The sequence below is a fragment of the Streptomyces sp. NPDC001700 genome (assembly GCF_053596435.1).
In genome coordinates this window covers 91383-110736 of the sequence record NZ_JBSFGE010000008.1, presented here as the reverse complement: position 1 = coordinate 110736, position 19354 = coordinate 91383, and the positions used below count along the sequence as shown (strand labels likewise).

The following is a 19354-nucleotide window of genomic DNA, read 5'->3' as shown; positions in this document are numbered from 1 at the left end:
CCCGTAATGATGTCCCGCCGTTGTTACCGCTGATCAGAGTGCTCTACACTCGCCACCGCCCGAGACGCGTTTGGCGTCTCCACAAATAGAGCCTGCGGCAATGGGTTCCCGAGGACGGAGGTAGGTAAGCGGTGGGTTTCCTCGACCGCTCGCGCATTATCGCAGGGCCGGGGTGGAATCGATGGCTGATTCCCCCGGCGGCGCTTGCGATTCACTTCTCCATTGGCCAGGCATATGCCTGGAGCGTCTTTAAGACGCCGCTGGAAAAAGCCCTAGACATATCGGGCACCGCCAGCGCACTGCCCTTCCAGATCGCCATTCTCGTCCTCGGTCTCTCCGCCGCCTTCGGTGGCACGCTCGTCGAGCGCAAGGGACCGCGGTGGGCGATGTTCGTGTCGCTCGTGACCTTCTCCTCGGGCTTCCTGATCGCCTCGCTCGGCGTCGCCACCAGCCAGTACTGGCTGGTCATCTTCGGATACGGCGTCGTCGGCGGAGTCGGCCTCGGCATCGGCTACATCTCGCCGGTGTCCACGCTGATGAAGTGGTTCCCGGACCGCCCGGGCATGGCGACCGGTACCGCGATCATGGGCTTCGGCGGCGGCGCGCTGATCGCCTCCCCCTGGTCGTCGCAGATGCTGTCCTCCTTCGGCAGCGACACCAGCGGCATCGCCCAGACCTTCCTGGTGCACGGCCTGGCCTACGCCGCGTTCATGACGCTCGGCGTGCTGCTCATCCGGGTACCGGCCGACGGCTGGCGTCCGGCCGGCTGGGTCCCCCGCGAGGACACCGGGAAGCAGCTCGTCACCACGGCGAACGTGTCCGCGAAGAACGCGGTGAAGACCCCTCAGTTCTGGCTGCTGTGGATCGTGCTGTGCATGAACGTCACTGCGGGCATCGGGATCCTGCAGAAGGCCGCCCCGATGATCCAGGACTTCTTCCAGGACACCGACGCCCCGGTGAGCGCGACCGCCGCCGCCGGATTCGTCGCCCTGCTGTCCCTGGCCAACATGACGGGCCGCTTCGTCTGGTCGTCGGTCTCCGACGCGATCGGCCGGAAGAACATCTACCGCCTGTACCTGGGCGCGGGTGCTCTGCTCTACCTGACCATCCTGCTCGGGAAGAACAGCAGCACCGTGCTGTTCGTGGTCGCGGCCATGGCGATCCTGTCGTTCTACGGCGGCGGGTTCGCGACCGTACCGGCCTATCTGAAGGACCTGTTCGGCACGTACGAGGTCGGCGCGATCCACGGTCGGCTGCTGACCGCGTGGTCGGTCGCCGGGGTCGCCGGGCCGATCATCGTGGACGCCGTGGCGGACGCCGGGAAGAAGTCCGGGAACTCCGGACCGGACCTCTACGCCATCTCCTTCTACCTCATGATCGGGCTCCTCGTCATCGGCTTCATCGCCAACGAGCTGGTGCGCCCGGTGAACCCGAAGTTCCATGAGCCGGAGCCGGAGCCGGAGCCGAAGTCGGAGCCGGTGGCCTCGGGTGAGCGGGGCGGCGAGGCCGAGAAGGCCGAACCGGCTGAGAAGGCCCAGGAGGCCGAACCGGCCGCGGAGAAGGCTGAGTCGACCGACAAGGCCGAGTCGGCTGAGAAGGCCGCGTCGGCCGAGAGGGGTAACTGATGGCTCACCAGGACGATCCTTCGCAGAGCGCGGCCGTGAAGTCGTCGCCCGTTCTGCTGGCCGTGGCGTGGCTGTGGGTGGCCATTCCCTTCGCGTACGGCCTCTATGAGCTTGCCATGACGAGCCGAAAGCTGTTCGAGTAGAGGTGTTCGCGCCGGCACATCACCAGTCCGGCCGCGGGCGTTTCCGCCGCCCCCGGCCAGGCCGGTGTGCCGCCGGTCGTTCGACTTCCTCTTCAGGAGAAATCCCAGGAGAAAGCGCATCGTGATACATCGCTGTGGCCAAGCCGCTCCGGGCGCGGAGCGCGTCTCGTGACCCCGGGCAGGCATGCGGCCGAAGTTGCACGCGGCCCGGGGCTGTGGGCCACTATCGTGCAATGGCGAAACTGGCGGCTTCCGGTCAAGATGGGCGCCGTGCTGGTGGTGCCCGCGCTGCTGGCGGTCGCCTTGGGTGTCGTCCAGATTCAGCGCGAAGTCGAACGCGCCAACTCGTACGCGGACATGCAGCAGCTGGTCAAGCTGCGCTCCGGGCTGATGCCACTGCTCGGAAGCCTCCAGATGGAGCGCACCATGGCCGCCGAACACCTGCGTGAGAAGGCGGACGCCGGTTCCGCCGACATGCTGCGGCAGACCCGGTCCACCGACCGCGCCCGGACCGTGCTCACGAACACCGAGCAGCAGGCACCCCTGCTCAAGGGCGCCGCGGGGGTCCGCTACAAGGACGCCACCAAAGCCCTGGGCGGCCTGACCGACCTGCGTCAGCAGGTGACGTCCGGCAGCATCAGCTCCTGGGCCGCGGTGAACAGGTACCGCACCGTCATCAACAGCCTGCTCGACCTGGACCAGTCCCTGGGCAGCCGGTTCGCCGAACCCAAGCTGACCGGGCCCGCGTCCGCGCTGTACGACCTGGAGGCGGTCCAGGAAGAGGTCCACCTCCAGCATGTGACCCTCCTGGAGGGCATGGAGCCCGGGCAGCCCATGGACACCAAGCTGATCCGGGCGCTGGAGGAGTCCGACATCCGGCTGCAGGAAAAGCTCGGCGACTTCCGGGCCGTGGCCACCCCCGCGGAGCAGGAGATGTACCAGCGGACGGTCACCGGCAAGCTGGTGGCCAAGCGCTCGGATCTGGTGCGTACCGCGCTGTCCCGGTCCCAGGACGCCGAGCAGGGCGTCACCACGCCGCCGATCCCGGCCTCCCAGTGGAACCGCAGCTCGGAGACGACCGCGATACTCCTGGGCAAGGTCGAGAAGAACCTCGCCCAGCAGCTGCGCGTGAACTCCGCCCAGCTGCAGGACCAGACCAGTAACCGGGCCGGTGCCTACTCCGTGGGCCTGCTCGCGGTGCTGCTGCTCGCCCTCTGGATCGGTTTCGCGATCGGCCGGTATCTGCTGCGGTCGCTGACCCTCCTGCGCTCCACCGCGCTCGACGTGGCCGAGAACCGGCTCCCGGCCGCCGTCTCCAGCATCCGCGACGGCGAGAAGGCGGACACCGCCGTCAGCGCCGTGCCGGTGCACACCACGGAGGAGTTCGGGCAGCTCGCCCGGGCCTTCGACGCGGTGAACGGGCAGGCCGTGCGCCTGGCGTCGGAACAGGCCGCGCTCCGCGGCGACCTGCGGGACACCCTGGTCAACCTCTCCCGGCGCAGCCAGACCCTGGTGGACCGGCTGCTGCGGCTGATGGAGCAGCTCGAACGGCACGAAGAGGACCCGGACCAGCTCGCCAACCTCTTCCAGATGGACCACCTGGCGACCCGGATGCGGCGCAACAACGAGAACCTGATGGTTCTCTGCGGCAGCACGCTCGTCCGCACCCACGGTCACCGCGTGCAGCTGGAGGACGTCCTGCGGGCCGCGGTCTCCGAGATCGAGCACTACCAGCGCGCCGAGGTGCAGGCCTCCACCTCCGTGGCGGTGACCGGCTACGCGGCCGGTGACCTGGCGCGGATCATCGCCGAACTGCTCGACAACGCCACCGCGTTCTCCCCGCCGGAGACCCAGGTGGTCATCAGCACCACGCCGCGCCGCGACGGCTCCGCCCTCATCGAGGTCCGCGACCAGGGCATCGGGATGAGCGGCGCCGAACTGGCCAAGGCACATCGGCGGCTGGAGGCAACCAGTTCCGAGGAAGCCTCGTCTTCCCGTCAAATGGGCCTCTTCGTCGTCGGCCGTCTGGCAAACCGCCACGGCATCTCTGTGAACCTCAGCTCGGAGTGGGGCGCGGGTCTGCGGGCCGGTGTGCTCGTCCCGGCGAACCTCGTACCGTCGGACCGGTCCGACGACGCTCCCCGGGGGAACGCGCCCCGGCGCGGCGGTCCGACGCCTACCGCCGCCAAGGCCTTCGAACCGGCGCGGCCACAGGGTCAGGTCACGGCTGCCCCCGCCGTGCGGGAGACCTCCAACGGGGTCCGCCCGGCGGCCGCCGCCGACTCCGGTACGCGGTCTGGGGGTTGGGGCGGGCCGCAGCAGGAACGTCCCGCCTCGGCCGGAACCGGTACGGCTGGCTCGAACACGCAGGGCGGCCTGCCGAAGCGACTGCCACGCCGTACGCCGGGCGGGCCCGACGGGGCCAACGGGGCCGGACGCCCCGACCCGGTCGGCAAGGGCACACCGGACGCGTCCCGCGACGGCGCCGAGCACGGGTCCCAGCACGCCGCCGAGCACGGCAGGACACCGGCGGACGGACCGGCCGCCCAGCACGACGCCCAGAAGGCCCGGCCCACCACCGGAAACGGCCTGGTGCCACCGCAGCGTTCCGGTCAGGAGCGGTCCGGTCAGGAGCAGCGGTCGGGTCCGGAGCAGCAGCGCGCCACCGGCGCGTCGTGGTTCACGCCGCCCGCCTCGGATGACGCGCCATCGGCACCGGCACCGGCACAGCCATCGGCACCGGCACCTGGTGCGGCGCGCCCCCGTCCCCAGGGCTCCTCGCGTCTGTTCACCCCGCCCTCCGAGCAGACGGAGCCCCTGCCGGGGAACGGCCCGGACCTGGGGGCCGACCGCCGCCCGGGCGGTCCCGCCGAGGCCCCGGCCGACTCCTCGGACACCGCGGAGGAGGCCGACCGCACCCAGTCCGGGCTGCCGAAGCGGACCCCGCGCGGGCCCCGGCCCGGTGAACGTCCCGCGCCGCGTACCGCCCCCGGCAAGGCCAAGCCGAGCCAGGACGCGGGACAGACGCACAGCTTCCTCAGCAACTACCAGTCAGGCATCCGTCGGGCCCGTCCCGACGAGCGCTAAAATTCCATCGACGAACGGGCAGGAAAGAAGCCATGACCTCACCCCACCCGCGGGAGGTGAGCCAGTTCGGATGGCTGGTCACCAACTTCACCGAACGTGTTCCCAATGTGGCCCACGCCGTGGTGGTATCAGCCGACGGGATTTTGCTCACCGCCTCCAACCGGCTGGCGGGCGACTACGCCGAACACCTCGCCACCATCGCCGCGGGCGCCATCAGCCTGATCCAGGGCGCCGCGCGGTGTCTGGACACCGGTGAGGTGAAGAGCACGGTGATCCAGATGGAGTACGGACATATGCTGCTGATGTCCATCAAGGACGGCTCGTGCCTGGTGACACTGGCGGCACCGGACTGCGAGATTGGTCAGGTGGCTTACGAGATGGCCGTGCTCGTGGACCAGGTCGGCGAAATGCTGACCCCCGAACTACGCGCCGAGCTGCAAGGATTCCAGCAGACAGCAGCCCGCTAGCCCGGATGAGGAGATCATGAGCACCGGTGAAGGCCCTTCCGGGCACACTCGGAGAGACCAGGGCGCGGAGGACGACCAGACCTTCGCCGACGTGCTCAACGCGTTCAGTTTCGGCAAAGCACGGCGGCCGCGGAAGAAGTCCGGCTCAGACTCCAGCTCCCAGCCGGAGGCCGCGGCCCGCCAGCAGCCGGAGGAGGCGCCGCCCGCCGCTCCCCAGGACCCGTACGCGTACCCCCCGTCGCAGGACGGGGAGCACGCGGCGTGGGACGACGGACACGAGCAGCAGCAGGGCTCGCCCTCGTTCGTGCGCGCCTATACATGGACGGGTGGTCGCACCAGGTCCCAGCATCACTTCGAGCTGGAGACCCTGGTGACGACCACCGAACTGGGGCACCAGTCCGCCGCCTTCACCCACGCGGACCACGTTCCCGTGATCTCGCTGTGCCAGGAGCCGAAGTCGGTGGCCGAGGTGGCGGCACGGCTCTCGGTGCCGCTGGGTGTGGCCAGGGTCCTGCTCGGCGACATGGCGGACCGGGGGCTGATCGCCGTCGAGCAGACCGGGACCGAGGAGGGCGAGGCCCCGAGCGTGACGCTGATGGAGCGGGTCCTGACCGGGCTCAGGCGGCTCTAGGAGCCATCACCCCGGTGGCGTTCGTCCCGGTGGCGCGGGCCGTCCTGGTGCGCCAGGTCGTAGGGGCGCGGATAGGCGGTCGGCCGGTAGCCGACGTAGCGTGCCTCGGCTGCCGGATCCTGCGCCTTGGCCGTGGAGTTGAGCGCGTCCGGCGAGGTGTTCCAGCGGCCGGTGGCGAGCCGCCGCTCCAGCGTGTGCACGGCGGCGAGGGTTTCGCCGGGGCTGAAGGTGCAGTGGCCGGGGGCGTCGACGTACGCCTGGCGCAGCAGCTCCGCCGATCCGCCCGCGGTGGCGGCCCGGCGGTAGGCGCTCTCGGACTGTACGGGGATCAGCCCGTCGCCGGTGGTGTGGATGTTCAGCTGCGGGTCGGTCAGCCTGCCCGTGAAGCCGCTGGTGTGCCGCATCCACCCCACGGCCTTCGGGTCGGCGGTGGTGCGGGGCGCGCGGTCCAGGGCGGCGAGGTCGTCGCGGAGGGTCAGCCCGGCCTCCTTGTACAGCTCGGTCACCTCCTTGTAGACCGAGGACCGCCGCAGCATCGCCGCGTAGTCGACGCCGGTGTTCCAGGACGGGTTGCCGCCCGCGCGGGACTCGGCCTCCTGCCGCCAGGAGAACGCGGCGGTCCGCAGCAGTCCGGTGACCGCCGCGTACTGGTTGGCCTGCTGTCCGGCCCAGTCGGCCGGGCCGGGCTTCGGCTGCGACGCGTCGTTGTGGCCGGGGATGTTGTGCAGGGCGGCGGCGAGCGCGATCCGGGCCCGGCCCTGCGGGGTCTGCTGGGCGGCGGTCAGCTTCCCGGTGAGCGCGGTCGCGGCGTCCTTGGCCGCCGCCTGGTCGGCGAAGCCGGTGAGGCGGATGCCGGAGTCGGGGGCGAGGAGGGTCTTCAGCGCGAAGACGGGGTCGAGGGTGCTGTTCCAGTTGGCGACCCCGCCCTGGACGAGTCCGCACATCGACAGCGATCCGTCGATCCGGTCGGGGTGCCGTTCGGCGATCGCGGTGGTGACGAACCCACCGTACGACTGGCCCCAGGCGAGGGTCTGCCGGGCCGCCCCGAACCGCTGCGCGAACAGGTCCAGCGTGGCCAGCTGGTCGGGCACCGCGTCGGTCACGGCCCAGCCGGTGGTGGCGTACGAGGAACCCGCCAGGGCGTACCCCTGATCGAGGAGCCGGGCGCGGGTCTGTGAACTCGGCGCGTTCTGGGCCGGGTTGGGGGCGCCCTGTGGGGTGTAGCCGTGGCTGAAGAGCAGCAGGGTGCCGTTCCACCGCGCGGGCACGTCCACCAGGTACGCGGCCCCGGACGCCAAGTGACCTTCCAGGTGTTCGCCCTCGGCGCTCGCGGCCTGCGCGGGCAGGGCGGGCAGCGTGGTGGCGGCGAGCACGGCGGTCGCGGCGAGGGCGAGAGCGCGGGCGCGGGCGCGGGGCTTCACGGGCGGACTCCTTCGGTGGCGGGGACATCGGCGGAGGGGGCGGTGGCGCGGTCGTCGAGGGTGTCGGCGTGGGTCTCGCGCAGCCGCCACACGGTGAGCGCGGTGATGGCCGCGCCGCCGCACAGCAGCAGCGAGAGCGGGGTGCTGCCGCCGCCGTACGCCGCGAGCAGGCTGCTCGCGATCAGCGGGGAGAAACCGGCCCCGACCAGGGTGGCGAGCTGGTAGCCGAGGGAGGCGCCGGTGTAGCGGACACGGGTGCCGAACATCTCGCTGAGCAGGGCCCCGAGCGGTCCGTACATGGTGGACTGCGCCACGCCGTGGCCCAGCGCCAGGGCCAGGATCAGCAGCCCCGGGGATCCGGAGTCGACGAGCGCCAGGACGGGGAAGGCCAGCGCGGCCGACGCGACGGCCCCGGCGAGCACGACCGGGCGGCGGCCCACCCGGTCCGACAGCGCGGAGGCGGCGGGCAGCGCGAAGAGGGCCACGCAGGAGGCGACGGTCACGGCGGTGAGCACCTGCGGCCGGGTGTACCCGTTGCGTACGGCGTACGAGATCATGAAGCTGGTCAGCAGCGCCTGGGCCGTGAACGCGCCGATGCCGACGCACCCGGCCAGCAGCAGCGGCTTGGGGCTGCGCAGCACCTCGGCGAGCGGGGGCTTGTCGTGCGGCCGGGTGTTCCGCGACTGGGCTTGGGCCTCCGTGAACAGCGGGCTCTCGGCCACCCGCAGCCGTACGAACAGCCCGACGGCGAGCAGCGCCACGCTCAGCAGGAACGGCACCCGCCAGCCCCAGGCCCGGAACTCGTCGTCCGGCAGGGTCGAGACGATCGTGACCACGCCCGCGGAGAGCATCGAGCCGAGCGGGGCGCCGAGTTGGGTGAAGCTCGACCACAGGCCACGGCGCTGCCGGGCACCGCCGGTGCGCTCGGCGTGTTCGACGACCATGAGCATGGCGCCGCCCCACTCACCGCCGATCGCGAGGCCCTGGACGACGCGCAGGGCGACGAGCAGCACCGGTGCCCAGACGCCGATCGCGTCGTAGGTGGGGAGGAGTCCGATGGCGAAGCTGCAGGTGCCCATCAGGACCATCGTGAGCAGCAGCATCGACTTGCGGCCGAGCCGGTCGCCGAAGTGGCCGAAGACGATGCCGCCGAGGGGGCGCGCCAGGTATCCGGCGGCGAAGGTGCCGAACGCGGCGATGGTGCCGACGGCGGGGTCGGCGTCGGGGAAGAACAGCTCGCCGAAGACGAGCGCGGCGACCGTGCCGTACACGAGGAAGTCGTAGAACTCGACCGCGGTGCCGAGCAGGCCGGACAGTGCGACGCGGCGCAGCTGCCGGGAATCGGGGGGCGGCGGAACGGGGACGGGGGCTGGCTGCACGGGAAGCTCCCTGGTGCCGTCGGGGTGGCATGGAGACGGTGCCGTTGGTTCCCGCGAAGGTAGGCAGATATCCGACTGCGGTCAATGTTCTGCACAACATTTGTGCGCGACTGACAGCGCGACGGACTGCGGGACCGGCTTCGGTCACCTGTTATCGCGTGCGGTTGAGCAGTCGGCTAGCGCACCGGCACCAGGTCGAGCAGGCGCTCCGCCGCCGTCCGCGCCCCCGGTGTCAGGCGCTCGTGGACGGCGCGGAAGGTCTTCTCGGCCTGCTCGGCGGGCCAGTCCTCGGGCAGGTGCCGGACCGGGAGCCGGGGGTCCTGCCGGATGATCCGCAGCCACTCGGTGGACAGCCGCAGCCGGGCCACCAGCGACGCGTCGTCCCCGGCGGACGTGTGCTCCTGGGGCTGCCAGCGGCGTACGAACTCCTCGTACCGCCCGGCCAGCGCGGGCAGCTCCCAGGTCTCCTCGATCATCGCGCCGATGTCCATGCCCGCGTCGGCGTGGGCGCGGAACACCTTCACATGCGCGGCCAGGCCCAGTTCGTTGAGGATGGGCACCACGTCGACCTCGCCCTGTGCGATCCACAGCCCGCTGAACAGCGGCCCGAAGCCGTTCCAGGTGAGCTGGGAGCGGAGGTCGTGGCGCTGGCGCTGCCAGGACTCGGGCAGCGAGAAGCCGAGCAGGGTCCAGGTGCCGTCCCAGGTGCGGTTGACGGCGCCGGTCTGCCAGATGCGGCCCTCGCCGTCCCGCAGCACCGTCTCCGAGCGCTCGGTGAGCCCGAAGTACATGCGGCGGCCCTCGCGCTGCCGCCGCAGCAGGCCGCGCCCCACCATGCGGGTGAGCGTCGAGCGGGTCGCGTGTTCGCCGACACCGGCGCGGCCGAAAAGGTCGATGACGCTCCCCGAGTACACGCACACGTCCCGGCCCAGCACCCAGTCCCCCAGGAAGGTGAGCATCAGCGACTGGGGCCGGGGGGCGGCATCAGCAGTGGTCACGGAGCCAACGGTACGCGCATCCGCCGACAGCGCGTCCGCCGCCACCCGTGGGACACCCCGTGAGACACGACGGCGGCCCCGGCCCTTCGGGGGTGGGCCGGGGCCGCCGGTACACCCGCGCCGCTGGGCGCGGGAGTCGCGCGCCGCTGGGCGCGGGGGTCACCGTGAGCAGGTCACTCCTGCCCCACCTCCAGCACCAGCTTGCCGGTGGTGCGGCCGCTCTCGAGGCGGCGGTGGGCCTCGGCGGCGTCCCGCAGCGGCAGCACCTGGCCGACCGCCACGCGCAGTTCGCCGTCGAGCACGGCGCCGACCGCCTGCCGCAGCACGGCGGACACGGCTTCGGGGCGCTCACCGCTGAGCGCGCCGAGGTTGAAGCCGAGCACGCCCTTGCCGCTGAACCACAGTTCGTTCGCGCTGAACGGGACGTCGTCCGCGCCCGAGGCGTTGCCCATGGCGACCAGGCGCCCGCCCTGGGCCAGCGCGTCGAGGCTCGTACGGCGGGCCGCGCCGCCGACCGGGTCGACGGCCACGTCGAAGCCCCGCCCATCGGTGAGCCCGGCCACGGATCCGGGGAGGTCGTCACGGAGGACGACCTTGTCGTAGCCGAAGGCGGCCGCCGCCTCGATCTTGTCCGGCGAGCCCACCGTGCCCACGACCTGGCTCGCGCCCAGCAGCCGCGCCACCTGGCCGAGCTGGCTGCCCACGCCACCGGCCGCGGCGTGCACGAGCACCCGCTCGCCCTTGCGCAGCCGGGCCACCTCGCTCAGGACCAGCCACGCGGTGGTGCTATTGGAGGGGACGGCCGCCATCAGGGACCGGTCGGCGTCGTCCGGCAGCGGGGCGACCAGGTGTGCGTCGGTCACCGCGACCGAGCCGTAGCCGCCGCCCATGGTCATGGTCAGCGCCGTGACCGGCTGGCCCACCCGCAGGCCGGTGACGCCGTCGCCGAGGGCGCGGATGTGTCCCGCGGCCTCGATGCCGGGTACGTACGGCAGCGGAACGTCCACCGCGCCCTGCCGGAACAGGATTTCGGCGTAGTTCACCCCGGCGTGGGTCACCTCGATGGATACCTGGCCAGGACCGGGCACGGGCGCCTCGGCCTCGGTGTACTCCAGCACCTCGGGTCCGCCGAAGCGGGGGATGGTCACAGCGCGCATGGCACGTCACTCCTCAAAGAAACATCGTGAACAGAGAGAAATCAGGGAGGTGTTCAGGTGGCGACGGCCTCGGCGTCGCGCTCGCCCTCCGCCGCCACGGTGACGGGCTTCGCCGCCCTCGACCGCAGCAGTACCGCCGTGGCGACGGCGGACACCAGGCAGAGTCCGGCGAAGATCCACAGCGTGAGGTGCAGCGCCTCGGGGAAACGCGGGCCGGACAGCCGTCCTCCGGTACGGGCCGCCAGGACCGCGCCGACGACGGCGATGCCCAGCGTCTCCGCCGTCAGCTTCGCGGTGTTGAACGTGCCCGCGGCGGCGCCCGCGTGCTCGGCGGGGACCGCGTCGACCGCCAGTCCGTCGAGCAGCCCTTGGGCGACGGCCACGCCGACGCCCGTCACGACCAGTGCCGGGAGCAGCGAGGATCCGGTCGCCAGCCAGGCCGACCCGGCGGCCACCAGCACCAGCGAGGCCACCACCTGCACCGAGCCGGGCACCCAGCGGACCAGCGCCCCGCAGATCAGCGGGATGAAGAGGACCGGGCCGGTGAGGGCCACCATGGACAGTCCGGCCTCACCGGTGCTCATGCCCGCGACGGCGTGGAAGTAGGCGGGCAGATAGGTGAGCAGCGGGCCGAACAGCCCGACCACCGCGACCACGGCCAGGCACAGTCCCAGGAAGCGGCCGGTGCCGAAGAGCCGGAAGTCCAGCAGCGGTTCGGCCACCCGCCGCTCGACGGCCACGAACGCCCCGGACAGCACCACCGAGGCGACGAGCGAACCCGCCACCGCCAGGCTGCCCCACCCCAGCTCGGGGCCCTCCACCAGGGCGAAGATCAGCAGCAGCAGCGCGAGGGTGAACAGTGTGCCGCCCGCCCGGTCCAGCTGGCCGCGCGCGGCGGCGGGCCGGGAGGCCGGGAGGGAGCGGAAGAAGACGAGGCAGCCCAGGCCGATGACACCGGGCAGGGCGAACGCGGCCCGCCAGCCCCAGCTGTCCACCAGCAGCCCGGCCAGTGTCGGCCCGAAGGCCAGGCCGACGCCGATCGTGGTGCCGAACAGGCCGAACACCTTGGACCGGGCCGGGCCCGTGAAGGCCTCGGCGAGCACGGCGCTCGCCCCCGTGGTGGTCGCGGCCGCGCCGACCCCGGAGATCAGCCGCGCCACGTCCAGCACCACGATGTCCTGGGCGGCGGCGCTGATCAGCGCGCACACCGCGAAGAGGGTCACGCCGGACACGAAGACCCGGCGGCGGCCGAGCCGGTCCGCGAGGGCACCGGTGATCAGCATGAATCCGGCGAAGGTGGCGCTGTACGCGTTGACCACCCACTGGGTGGCGGCCAGGCTCGCGTCGAGCTGCGCACTGATGTCGGTGAGCGCCACCGAAGCGCCGGTCAGGGTAAAGGGAACGAGAAAGACCGCCACCAGTGGCAGCAGCAGCGTCCCGGCGCGACGCATCATCACATCCAATTCGCGGTGGGGGGTATGGATCCGACACGGGGCTCACCCCGTGTACCTACCACTGTGTCCGCCTCCGCTCATGGCCCACTCACGCCGGACTCACGCCTTCCGGTGGATCTTCCGTCGGACGCGGGCAACCGTGTCAGACTCCCCTGCGAGGGCGGTGACATGAGACCCGCCGCGAGTTGAGACCACATTCTCTCCAAGCGCGAATGAGGTGCAAGGAAATCCATGCGCAGGACATCACTGGGATCGACCGGGATATCCGTCAGCAGGTTCTGTCTCGGCACCATGATGCTGGGGTCGTGGGGTAACGCCGACGTTTCCGACTGTGTGCGGCTGGTGCACACCGCGCTCGACGCGGGGGTCAACTTCATCGACACCGCGGACATGTACGCCGGGGGCGAGACGGAGGAAATCGTCGGCCAGGCGCTCAAGGGGCGCCGGGACGATGTGGTGCTGGCCACCAAGGTCCATTTTCCGATGGGCGACGACCCGAACCACGGCGGGAATTCCCGGCGCTGGATCAGGCGGGCCGTCGAGAACAGTCTGCGCCGCCTCGGCACGGAATATCTCGACCTGTACCAGATACACCGGCCGGATCCGTCCACGGACATCGACGAAACGCTGTCGGTGCTGTCCGATCTGGTGCGGGAGGGCAAGGTGATGGCCATCGGGTCGTCCGACTTCTCCGCCGAGCAGATCGTGGAGGCCCGGTGGACGGCGGAGCGCCGCGGCCATGTGCCGTTCCACACCGAGCAGCCCCCGTACTCCCTGTTCATGCGAGGTGTCGAGCGGTCGGTGCTGCCCACCGCGCAGCGGCACGGTATGGGGGTGATGACCTGGAGCCCGCTGGCCAGCGGCTGGCTGACCGGCCGCTTCCGCAAGGGGCACGGTGACGGCATCGGCGAACTGGGCTCGTTCCGCAGCGGCATGATCCCGTACAAGTTCGACCAGTCGCTGCCGGGCAACGCGCGCAAGCTGGCCATCGTCGAGGAGCTGGTGAAGCTTGCCGCCGAGTGCGGGCTTCCGGTGTCCCACCTGGCGGTGGCGTTCGTGCTGACGCATCCGGCCGTCTCGTCGGTCATCATCGGGCCGCGGACGGTCGAGCAGCTGACGGATCTGCTGGCCGGGGCGGAGGTGACGCTGGACGACGCGGTGCTGGACCGGCTCGACGCGCTGGTGGCGCCGGGGACCGACCTCAATCCGTCGGACGCCGACTACACGCCGCCGCACTTCGCCGACGCGTCCCTGCGGCGTCTGCCCGTGCGGCGGCGCGGCGCCTGAACCACTCCGTAACTGCTCCGGCCCGGGAAATCGGCGGTGTGCGTACCGCCGATTTCCCGGGCCGGGTGCGTTCGTCGCGCCTTCAGCGCCGCGAGGAATGCGAGATGCCTCCGAGCAAATGGCCCAGGACTTCCTGGAGTTCGTCGTTCAGCGATCCGGCGTCAGCGGAATCCCGCTGGTAGCACCAGCGGTAGAGCGCCCCGAGATACAGATCGCGCAGCACGTTTCCCATGAGGTTCGACGACAGGTTCTCGGCCAGTTCACCGGTGTGGCACCCGGTTTCCACGATCTCCGAGAAGATGTCCGCCATATACGGGTCTTCCTGGATCGGACGGCCCGCCTTCACCCAGGCGGTGAGCATGGCCACCGTCAGGTCGCGCTCTTCCTCGTTGATCCGCCCCAGTACGGACACGCACTGTTTCAGCTGCGCGACGGCACCGGCCCCATAGGAACGGGTCTCCGCGAGATGCGTCATGAGTTTCGCCCGCCGCCGTTCGCTCCAGGCGCCGATGAGATCTTCCTTGCGGGGAAAGTAATTGAAGAAGGTTCCCCGCGCCACATCGGCACGCTCCGCGATGTCGTCGATGGAGGTCTGGTCGTAACCCTTCTCGCTGAAGAGTTCCAAAGCCGCCGTGTACAGCCTTTCCTTGACCCGCTGCTTGTTGCGCTCCCGGCGACCCGCGGGCGGCGCCACTGACGCCGTTGAGTCCATATCGTCCTGTCTCCGTCCCTTGATAACCCCCAACTTTCTTATACCACAGTCTAACAATGACTTCTGGTCCTCGTTCAGCTCTGTCATCTCGGCGCGCCGTCCATCAGGCTGCGGGTCAGGGCTTCCAGGCTCTCGGCACCGAGCAGCCGACCTGCGGTGATCTCGATGCCGTGGTCGCGGCGCAGTTGTTGCCCGAGCCGCGCGGCCATCAGCGAGTCGAGCCCCACATCGCGCAGCGGCCTGCGGGGGTCGAGGTCGCCGAGTGACATCCCCAGGACGGCGGCGGCCGCGGCGGGCAGCGCCTTGGTGGAGTCGCGCCGGGTGTCCGGGAGGCGCGGCGCCGCCACGGGGCGCGCGTCGAGTGCGGGGCGCGCGTCGAGTGCGGGGCTCGGGGATCGCGCGGGGCGGGAGGAGACGGGCGCGGGGTGCGAGGACGGGCGGGCCACCAGCAGTTGGGAGAGCCGGGAGCCCAGCGGCGCGGTCCGTGCCCGCGCCTCCGCCACGGCCCGTGCCACTCCGCGCCGGGCCGCCCGCAGGGCCAGCCCGCCGGGCGCGGTGCCCGCCTGCCGGGCCGCGGCCCCCGGGCGGCGCATCCGTATCCCGGTGAACTCCGCGAGCAGCCGCCCGTCCTGGGCGACCATCCGCACATCGGCGCGCGCGGGCCGGTCCCCGCGCGCGGGGGTGAACCGGCACAGCGTCCAGAAGTCGTCCGGGAGCGGAGCCAGCAGCCGTACGGAGTCGATGGCCACCGGGATATACGGGCGGGCCTCGGCGCCCGGCGCCGCCGGGGGCACGGCGGCCAGCAGCGGCAGCAGGCCCGCTTCCCAGGCCGCCGGTCCCGCCACCTGCGGTTGCCGCATCCGGGCCGCCACCACACCGCCGCCCCGCCACAGCCGCTCCACCGCGTGGAAGGGCTCCCCGACGGCGAACCCGCGCCCGGCGGCGAGTTCGCGGAACTCGTCCGCCGACCGGTGGTCGCGGCACCGGCCCAGCACCGAGTCGAGCGCCCAGGAGGCGTCGTACGGGCCCTCCTCCCGGTCCGCGACCAGCCGCGCCACGGCGGCCCTCCGCCACTCAGTCCCCCCGGCGGTGCGGAATTCCACCACGGCCCGCAGGCCCTCCTCGGTGTCCGGGCCCGGACCGGTGAGGACCACCCGGAGGTCGGTGTCATGGAGGGCCTCCAGGAGCAAGGGCTCTTCGCCAAGACGCAATTGGCGGAGCGTCAGTTTTTTGTCGTACCCGGCCTCGCGGGCCGCCTCCAGCATCGTGGCGCAGTAGACCGCCGGTGGTACGGGGGCCACGCCCCGCACCCGGATGCCACCGCCCCAGGTGTCGGCCGCCCAAGCGGCCGGGTCGAGCCGCTTGACGTACGGCGCCGCTCCACGGTTTCCGGTCTCCGGCGGCCGTGGCTCGCGGCGGAACCGTACGGCGTCCCACGGATAGGCGGGCAGTGGCACCGCGCGGTGGTTCCCGCCGTACCAGGCCGTCCGGTCCACGGCGCCACCTGCGGCGAAGATCTGCCCTGCGGCGCGCAGCATGTCGGTCCTGCCGTCGGAGTCCCGGCGCAGCGTGCCCACGGCGGCGCCGTCGAGGTCCGCGTCGGTGAGCGTTTCCTCAACCGCCGTGACGAGCAGGGGGTGCGGGCCGACCTCGACGAACACGGTCCCGGCCTGGCGTGCCGCCTCGCGCACCGCCGGGGCGAACCGCACCACGCGGCGCAGGTTCTCCGCCCAGTAGGCGGCGTCGAGTTCAGGGCCGCGCACCGGGGTGGCGTGCACGGTGGAGAGCATGCCGGTCTGTGTTTCCGCCGGTGTGATGTCCTTCAGCCGCTCGCGTAGTTCACCGAGGAGCGGGTCCATGGCGGGCGAGTGCGAGGCCACGTCGACCCGGACCATGCGGCTCAGCGCTCCGCGCGCCTCCAGGCCCGCCGCGATGGCGGTCAGCGCGTGGTGGTCACCGGCCAGCACGGAGGCGGACGGCGCGTTCTCGGCTGCCACGCAGACGCGGTCGCCGTAGGCGGCGACGATCTCCCGCGCCCGGTGCGCCGGGAGTTCGGCGGCGAGCATGGCGCCCCGCCCGGCGGCCCGCTCCATCAGACCGCTGCGGCGGCAGATCACGGCGGCGGCGTCCCGCAGGGTCAGCGCGCCGGACACATACGCGGCGGCGGCCTCCCCCATGCTGTGGCCGAGGCACAGCTGCGGCGCCACCCCCAGCTCCCGCCACGCGGCGGCCAGCGACACCTGCACGGCCCACAGGGCGGGCTGGACGGTGGCGACTCCGGTGGGAAACGGCGTCGCCGCATCCCCCAACAACTCAAGTACGGACCAACCGAGTTCGTCCCGGATGGCCCGGTCGCACTCCTCCATCTCAGCCCGGAAGGCGGGCGACGAGGCGAGCAGGTCCCGCGCCATCCCGGCCCACTGCGAGCCCTGCCCGGCGAAGACGAACGCGATGCGCCTGGCCTCGCCGAACCCGGCCTCCCCGATCCCCCCGTCGCGAATGGCGCGCCCCTCGGCGAGCGCGCGGAGCTTGTCCGCGAGGTCATCGTGCGAGTCGCCAACCACCCACAGCCGATACGGATGCGCCGCCCGCCGGGTGGCGGCGGTGGCGCAGATGGCCTCCAGCGAATCGGCACGCCCGGACCCGCCGGGCCCGAGGTGATCGGCGTACCGTCCCGCCATCCGACGCAACGCGACGGCCGAACGGGCGCTGAGCACGAGCAGCTGCGGCGAGGGTAGCGCGGGCGCGGCGGGGGTGGCGGCGGACGCGGACGCAGCCGGAGTGGCGGACGCACCCAGCGCCGGAGTGGGCGCGGGCACGCCCGTGGCCGGGGCGGCGCACGCGCCCGTGGCCGAGGGGGACGCGGGCTCACCCATGGCCGAGGCGGCGGACGTGCTGGTCGCCGGGGCGGACGCGGGCACGCCCGTGGGCGGAGTTGCAGCGGGCACAGCCGCAGCCTGGGCGGCAGACGCATCCGTGGCCGAAGTGGCGGTGGGCGCAACCGCAACCGGAGTGGCGGCGGACGCGGCCGGGGTGGACGCGGGCACGCCCGTGGCCGAAGTCGCGGCAGCCGGGGCGGCAGGCACACCTGTAGCCGGGGTGGACGCGGACTGCGCGGCGGCCCGGGTCGTGGCAGGCGCACCCGTGACCGGAGTGGGCGCGGGCTGCGCGGCAGCGGCCGGAGCGGACGCGGGGACACCCGTAGCCGGGGCGGCGGACGCCGCTGTGGCCGAAGTGGCGGCGGGCACACCCGTAGCCGGGGTGGACGCGGACTGCGGGGCGGCCCGGGTCGTGGCAGACGCGCCCGTGGCCGAAGTTGCGGTGGACGCGGCGCCAGCCGGAGTAGCGGCGGGCATGTCCGCAGCCGGGGTGGACGCGGGCTGCGCGGCGGCCTGGGTTGCGGCGGGCACACCTGCAGTCGGGGTGGCGGCGGGCGCGGCAGCAGCCGGGGCGGCAGGCACACCCGTGGCCGAAGTGGCGGCGGGCACACCCGTAGCCGGGGTGGACGCGGGCTGCGGGGCCGTCGGGGGGACGTACTCGCTGACCACCACGTGGGCGTTGGTGCCGGACAGGCCGAACGAGCTGACGCCCGCGAGCGCGGTCGGGCCCGACTTCGGCAACTCGCGGGCCGCCGTGACGATGTCGACGGCGGACGCCTCGCCGTCCAGCAGCGGGTTACGCCGCTCCAGGTGGAGGGAGGCCGGTATGACGCCGTGCCGGACCGCCAGCACCGTCTTGATCAGCCCGGCGATGCCCGCGGCCGCCTCGGCGTGGCCGATGTTGGTCTTGACCGACCCGGTGAGCAGCGGGCGGTCCCGGGCGCGCCCGGGGCCCGCGGCCTCGGCCAGGGCGCGGAGTTCGACCCCGTCGCCGACGGGCGTGCCGGTGCCGTGCGCTTCGACGTAGTCGAGCTGGTCGGGGCGGATTCCGGCGCTCCGGCAGGCCTCGCGCACCATCGCGGCCTGCCCGTCCACGGAGGGCTGCATCAGCAGCCCGCTGGCCCGGCCGTCGCAGGTGACCGCGGAACCGGACAGGACGGCCCACACCGTATCGCCGTCGCGGACCGCGTCGTCCAGCCGCTTGAGGACGACGGTGCCGACGCCTTCGCTGCGTACGAAGCCGTCGGCCGTGGCGTCGCCGAACCGGCAGCGCCCCGAGGGCGAGAGCATGCCGCCCTCGGAGTAGGCGACGGCGTCCTGCGGCGACAGGATGATGTTGGTCCCGGCGGCGATGGCGAGGTCGCTCTCGCCGGTCAGCAGGGTCTGCCGCGCCGTGTGCACGGCGACCAGGGAGGACGAGCACGCGGTGTCGATCACCACGCTGGGGCCGCGCAGGTCCAGCGCGTGGGAGACGCGCCCCGCGGTGACGGCCCTGATCCGCGCCCCCACGGCGTCCCGCAGCACCGGCCCGGCGGGGGCGTCCTCGGCCTCCGCGTACTCGGCGGTGGCCTGGCCGACGAAGACGCCGGTCCGGCTTCCGGCCAGCCGCTCCGGCACCAGGCCCGCGTCTTCCAGGGCCTCCCACACCACGTGCAGCAGCAGGCGCGCCTGCGGATCCATGCTCTCGGCCTCTACGGGCGCGATACCGAAGAACGCCGCGTCGAACCCGAACGCGTCGTCCAGGAAGCCGCCGTGGCGGGAGACGGTCCTGCCGGGCGTGCCGGGCGTGGGGTCGTAGGCGCGGCTGATGTCGAAGCGGTCGGCCGGGACTCCGGTGACGGCGTCGGCTCCCCCCATGAGCAGGTCCCAGAACGCGTCCGTACCGGCCGCCCCCGGGAACCTGCACCCCATCCCGACCACGGCGATCGCGGTGTCGTCCATCTGTCGTCTGCGCTCCACGGCGCTCCCCCTTCATGACGTGAGAATGACGCCGTCATAGTGCCAATCACTGTGATTCAAAGTTGTATCGGAGAGCAAAAGTTTACCCAACTCGATAACTATGCGTCCCCGGAATTCAGCAGACAGCGACACTACGCGCGCCGATTTGCCCCACT

At 72.2% G+C, this 19354-nt stretch carries 13 protein-coding genes; 6 read left to right on the top strand and 7 right to left on the bottom strand.

Annotation, left to right across the window (positions count from 1 at the left end; genetic code table 11):
* The first annotated feature begins 131 nt into the window (after window positions 1-131).
* The 5 genes from ACWC5C_RS17370 to ACWC5C_RS17350 all read left to right on the top strand — a co-directional run bounded on the left by ACWC5C_RS17370 (window position 132) and on the right by ACWC5C_RS17350 (window position 5953).
* The gene (locus tag ACWC5C_RS17370) at window positions 132-1625 is read left to right on the top strand and encodes an L-lactate MFS transporter (RefSeq protein ID WP_450876214.1); all 1494 of its coding nucleotides are present in this window, start codon (window positions 132-134) and stop codon (window positions 1623-1625) included.
* Entirely contained in the window at window positions 1625-1768 is a 144-nt protein-coding gene (locus ACWC5C_RS17365; protein WP_385443091.1) for an MFS transporter small subunit, read from the top strand. Before ACWC5C_RS17370 ends, ACWC5C_RS17365 begins: the two co-directional genes overlap by 1 nt.
* A gap of 228 nt (window positions 1769-1996) precedes the next feature.
* Window positions 1997-4855, top strand: coding sequence for a nitrate- and nitrite sensing domain-containing protein (locus tag ACWC5C_RS17360; protein ID WP_450876213.1), 2859 nt, complete (start codon window positions 1997-1999; stop codon window positions 4853-4855).
* Between the two features lie 32 nt (window positions 4856-4887).
* Window positions 4888-5322 carry a roadblock/LC7 domain-containing protein gene (locus ACWC5C_RS17355; protein ID WP_385443097.1) on the top strand — a complete coding sequence of 145 codons (435 nt, stop codon included), beginning with the start codon at window positions 4888-4890 and terminating at the stop codon, window positions 5320-5322.
* 16 nt (window positions 5323-5338) lie between these two features.
* Window positions 5339-5953: a DUF742 domain-containing protein gene (locus ACWC5C_RS17350; protein WP_450876212.1), complete on the top strand. Its 615-nt coding sequence runs from the start codon at window positions 5339-5341 to the stop codon at window positions 5951-5953.
* Here ACWC5C_RS17350 and ACWC5C_RS17345 read toward each other — a convergent pair.
* The 5 genes from ACWC5C_RS17345 to ACWC5C_RS17325 all read right to left on the bottom strand — a co-directional run bounded on the left by ACWC5C_RS17345 (window position 5950) and on the right by ACWC5C_RS17325 (window position 12362).
* Window positions 5950-7374, bottom strand: coding sequence for an alpha/beta hydrolase family protein (locus ACWC5C_RS17345; protein WP_450876211.1), 1425 nt, complete (start codon window positions 7372-7374; stop codon window positions 5950-5952). The two genes, ACWC5C_RS17350 and ACWC5C_RS17345, sit on opposite strands and share 4 nt — an antisense overlap.
* A complete protein-coding gene (locus tag ACWC5C_RS17340) occupies window positions 7371-8753 on the bottom strand; it encodes an MFS transporter (RefSeq protein ID WP_450876210.1) in 1383 nt (460 codons plus the stop codon). The genes ACWC5C_RS17345 and ACWC5C_RS17340 overlap by 4 nt, the downstream gene beginning before the upstream one ends.
* A 176-nt stretch (window positions 8754-8929) precedes the next feature.
* On the bottom strand, window positions 8930-9751 hold the full coding sequence (locus tag ACWC5C_RS17335; protein WP_450876209.1) for a PaaX family transcriptional regulator: 822 nt from the start codon (window positions 9749-9751) through the stop codon (window positions 8930-8932).
* A gap of 173 nt (window positions 9752-9924) precedes the next feature.
* A complete protein-coding gene (locus ACWC5C_RS17330) occupies window positions 9925-10908 on the bottom strand; it encodes a quinone oxidoreductase family protein (protein WP_450876208.1) in 984 nt (327 codons plus the stop codon).
* A gap of 53 nt (window positions 10909-10961) precedes the next feature.
* Window positions 10962-12362 carry an MFS transporter gene (locus tag ACWC5C_RS17325; RefSeq protein WP_450876207.1) on the bottom strand — a complete coding sequence of 467 codons (1401 nt, stop codon included), beginning with the start codon at window positions 12360-12362 and terminating at the stop codon, window positions 10962-10964.
* A gap of 231 nt (window positions 12363-12593) precedes the next feature.
* Here ACWC5C_RS17325 and ACWC5C_RS17320 point away from each other — a divergent pair, with 231 nt between their 5' ends.
* Window positions 12594-13649: an aldo/keto reductase gene (locus ACWC5C_RS17320; protein ID WP_450876206.1), complete on the top strand. Its 1056-nt coding sequence runs from the start codon at window positions 12594-12596 to the stop codon at window positions 13647-13649.
* Window positions 13650-13731: 82 nt separating this feature from the next.
* Here the strand turns inward: ACWC5C_RS17320 and ACWC5C_RS17315 are convergent, their stop codons facing one another.
* Both ACWC5C_RS17315 and ACWC5C_RS17310 read right to left on the bottom strand, forming a co-directional pair.
* Window positions 13732-14361, bottom strand: a complete 630-nt coding sequence (locus tag ACWC5C_RS17315; protein ID WP_385446664.1) for a TetR/AcrR family transcriptional regulator — start codon at window positions 14359-14361, stop codon at window positions 13732-13734.
* Window positions 14362-14444: 83 nt separating this feature from the next.
* Window positions 14445-19199: a beta-ketoacyl synthase N-terminal-like domain-containing protein gene (locus tag ACWC5C_RS17310; RefSeq protein ID WP_450876205.1), complete on the bottom strand. Its 4755-nt coding sequence runs from the start codon at window positions 19197-19199 to the stop codon at window positions 14445-14447.
* Between the last annotated feature and the right edge of the window lie 155 nt (window positions 19200-19354).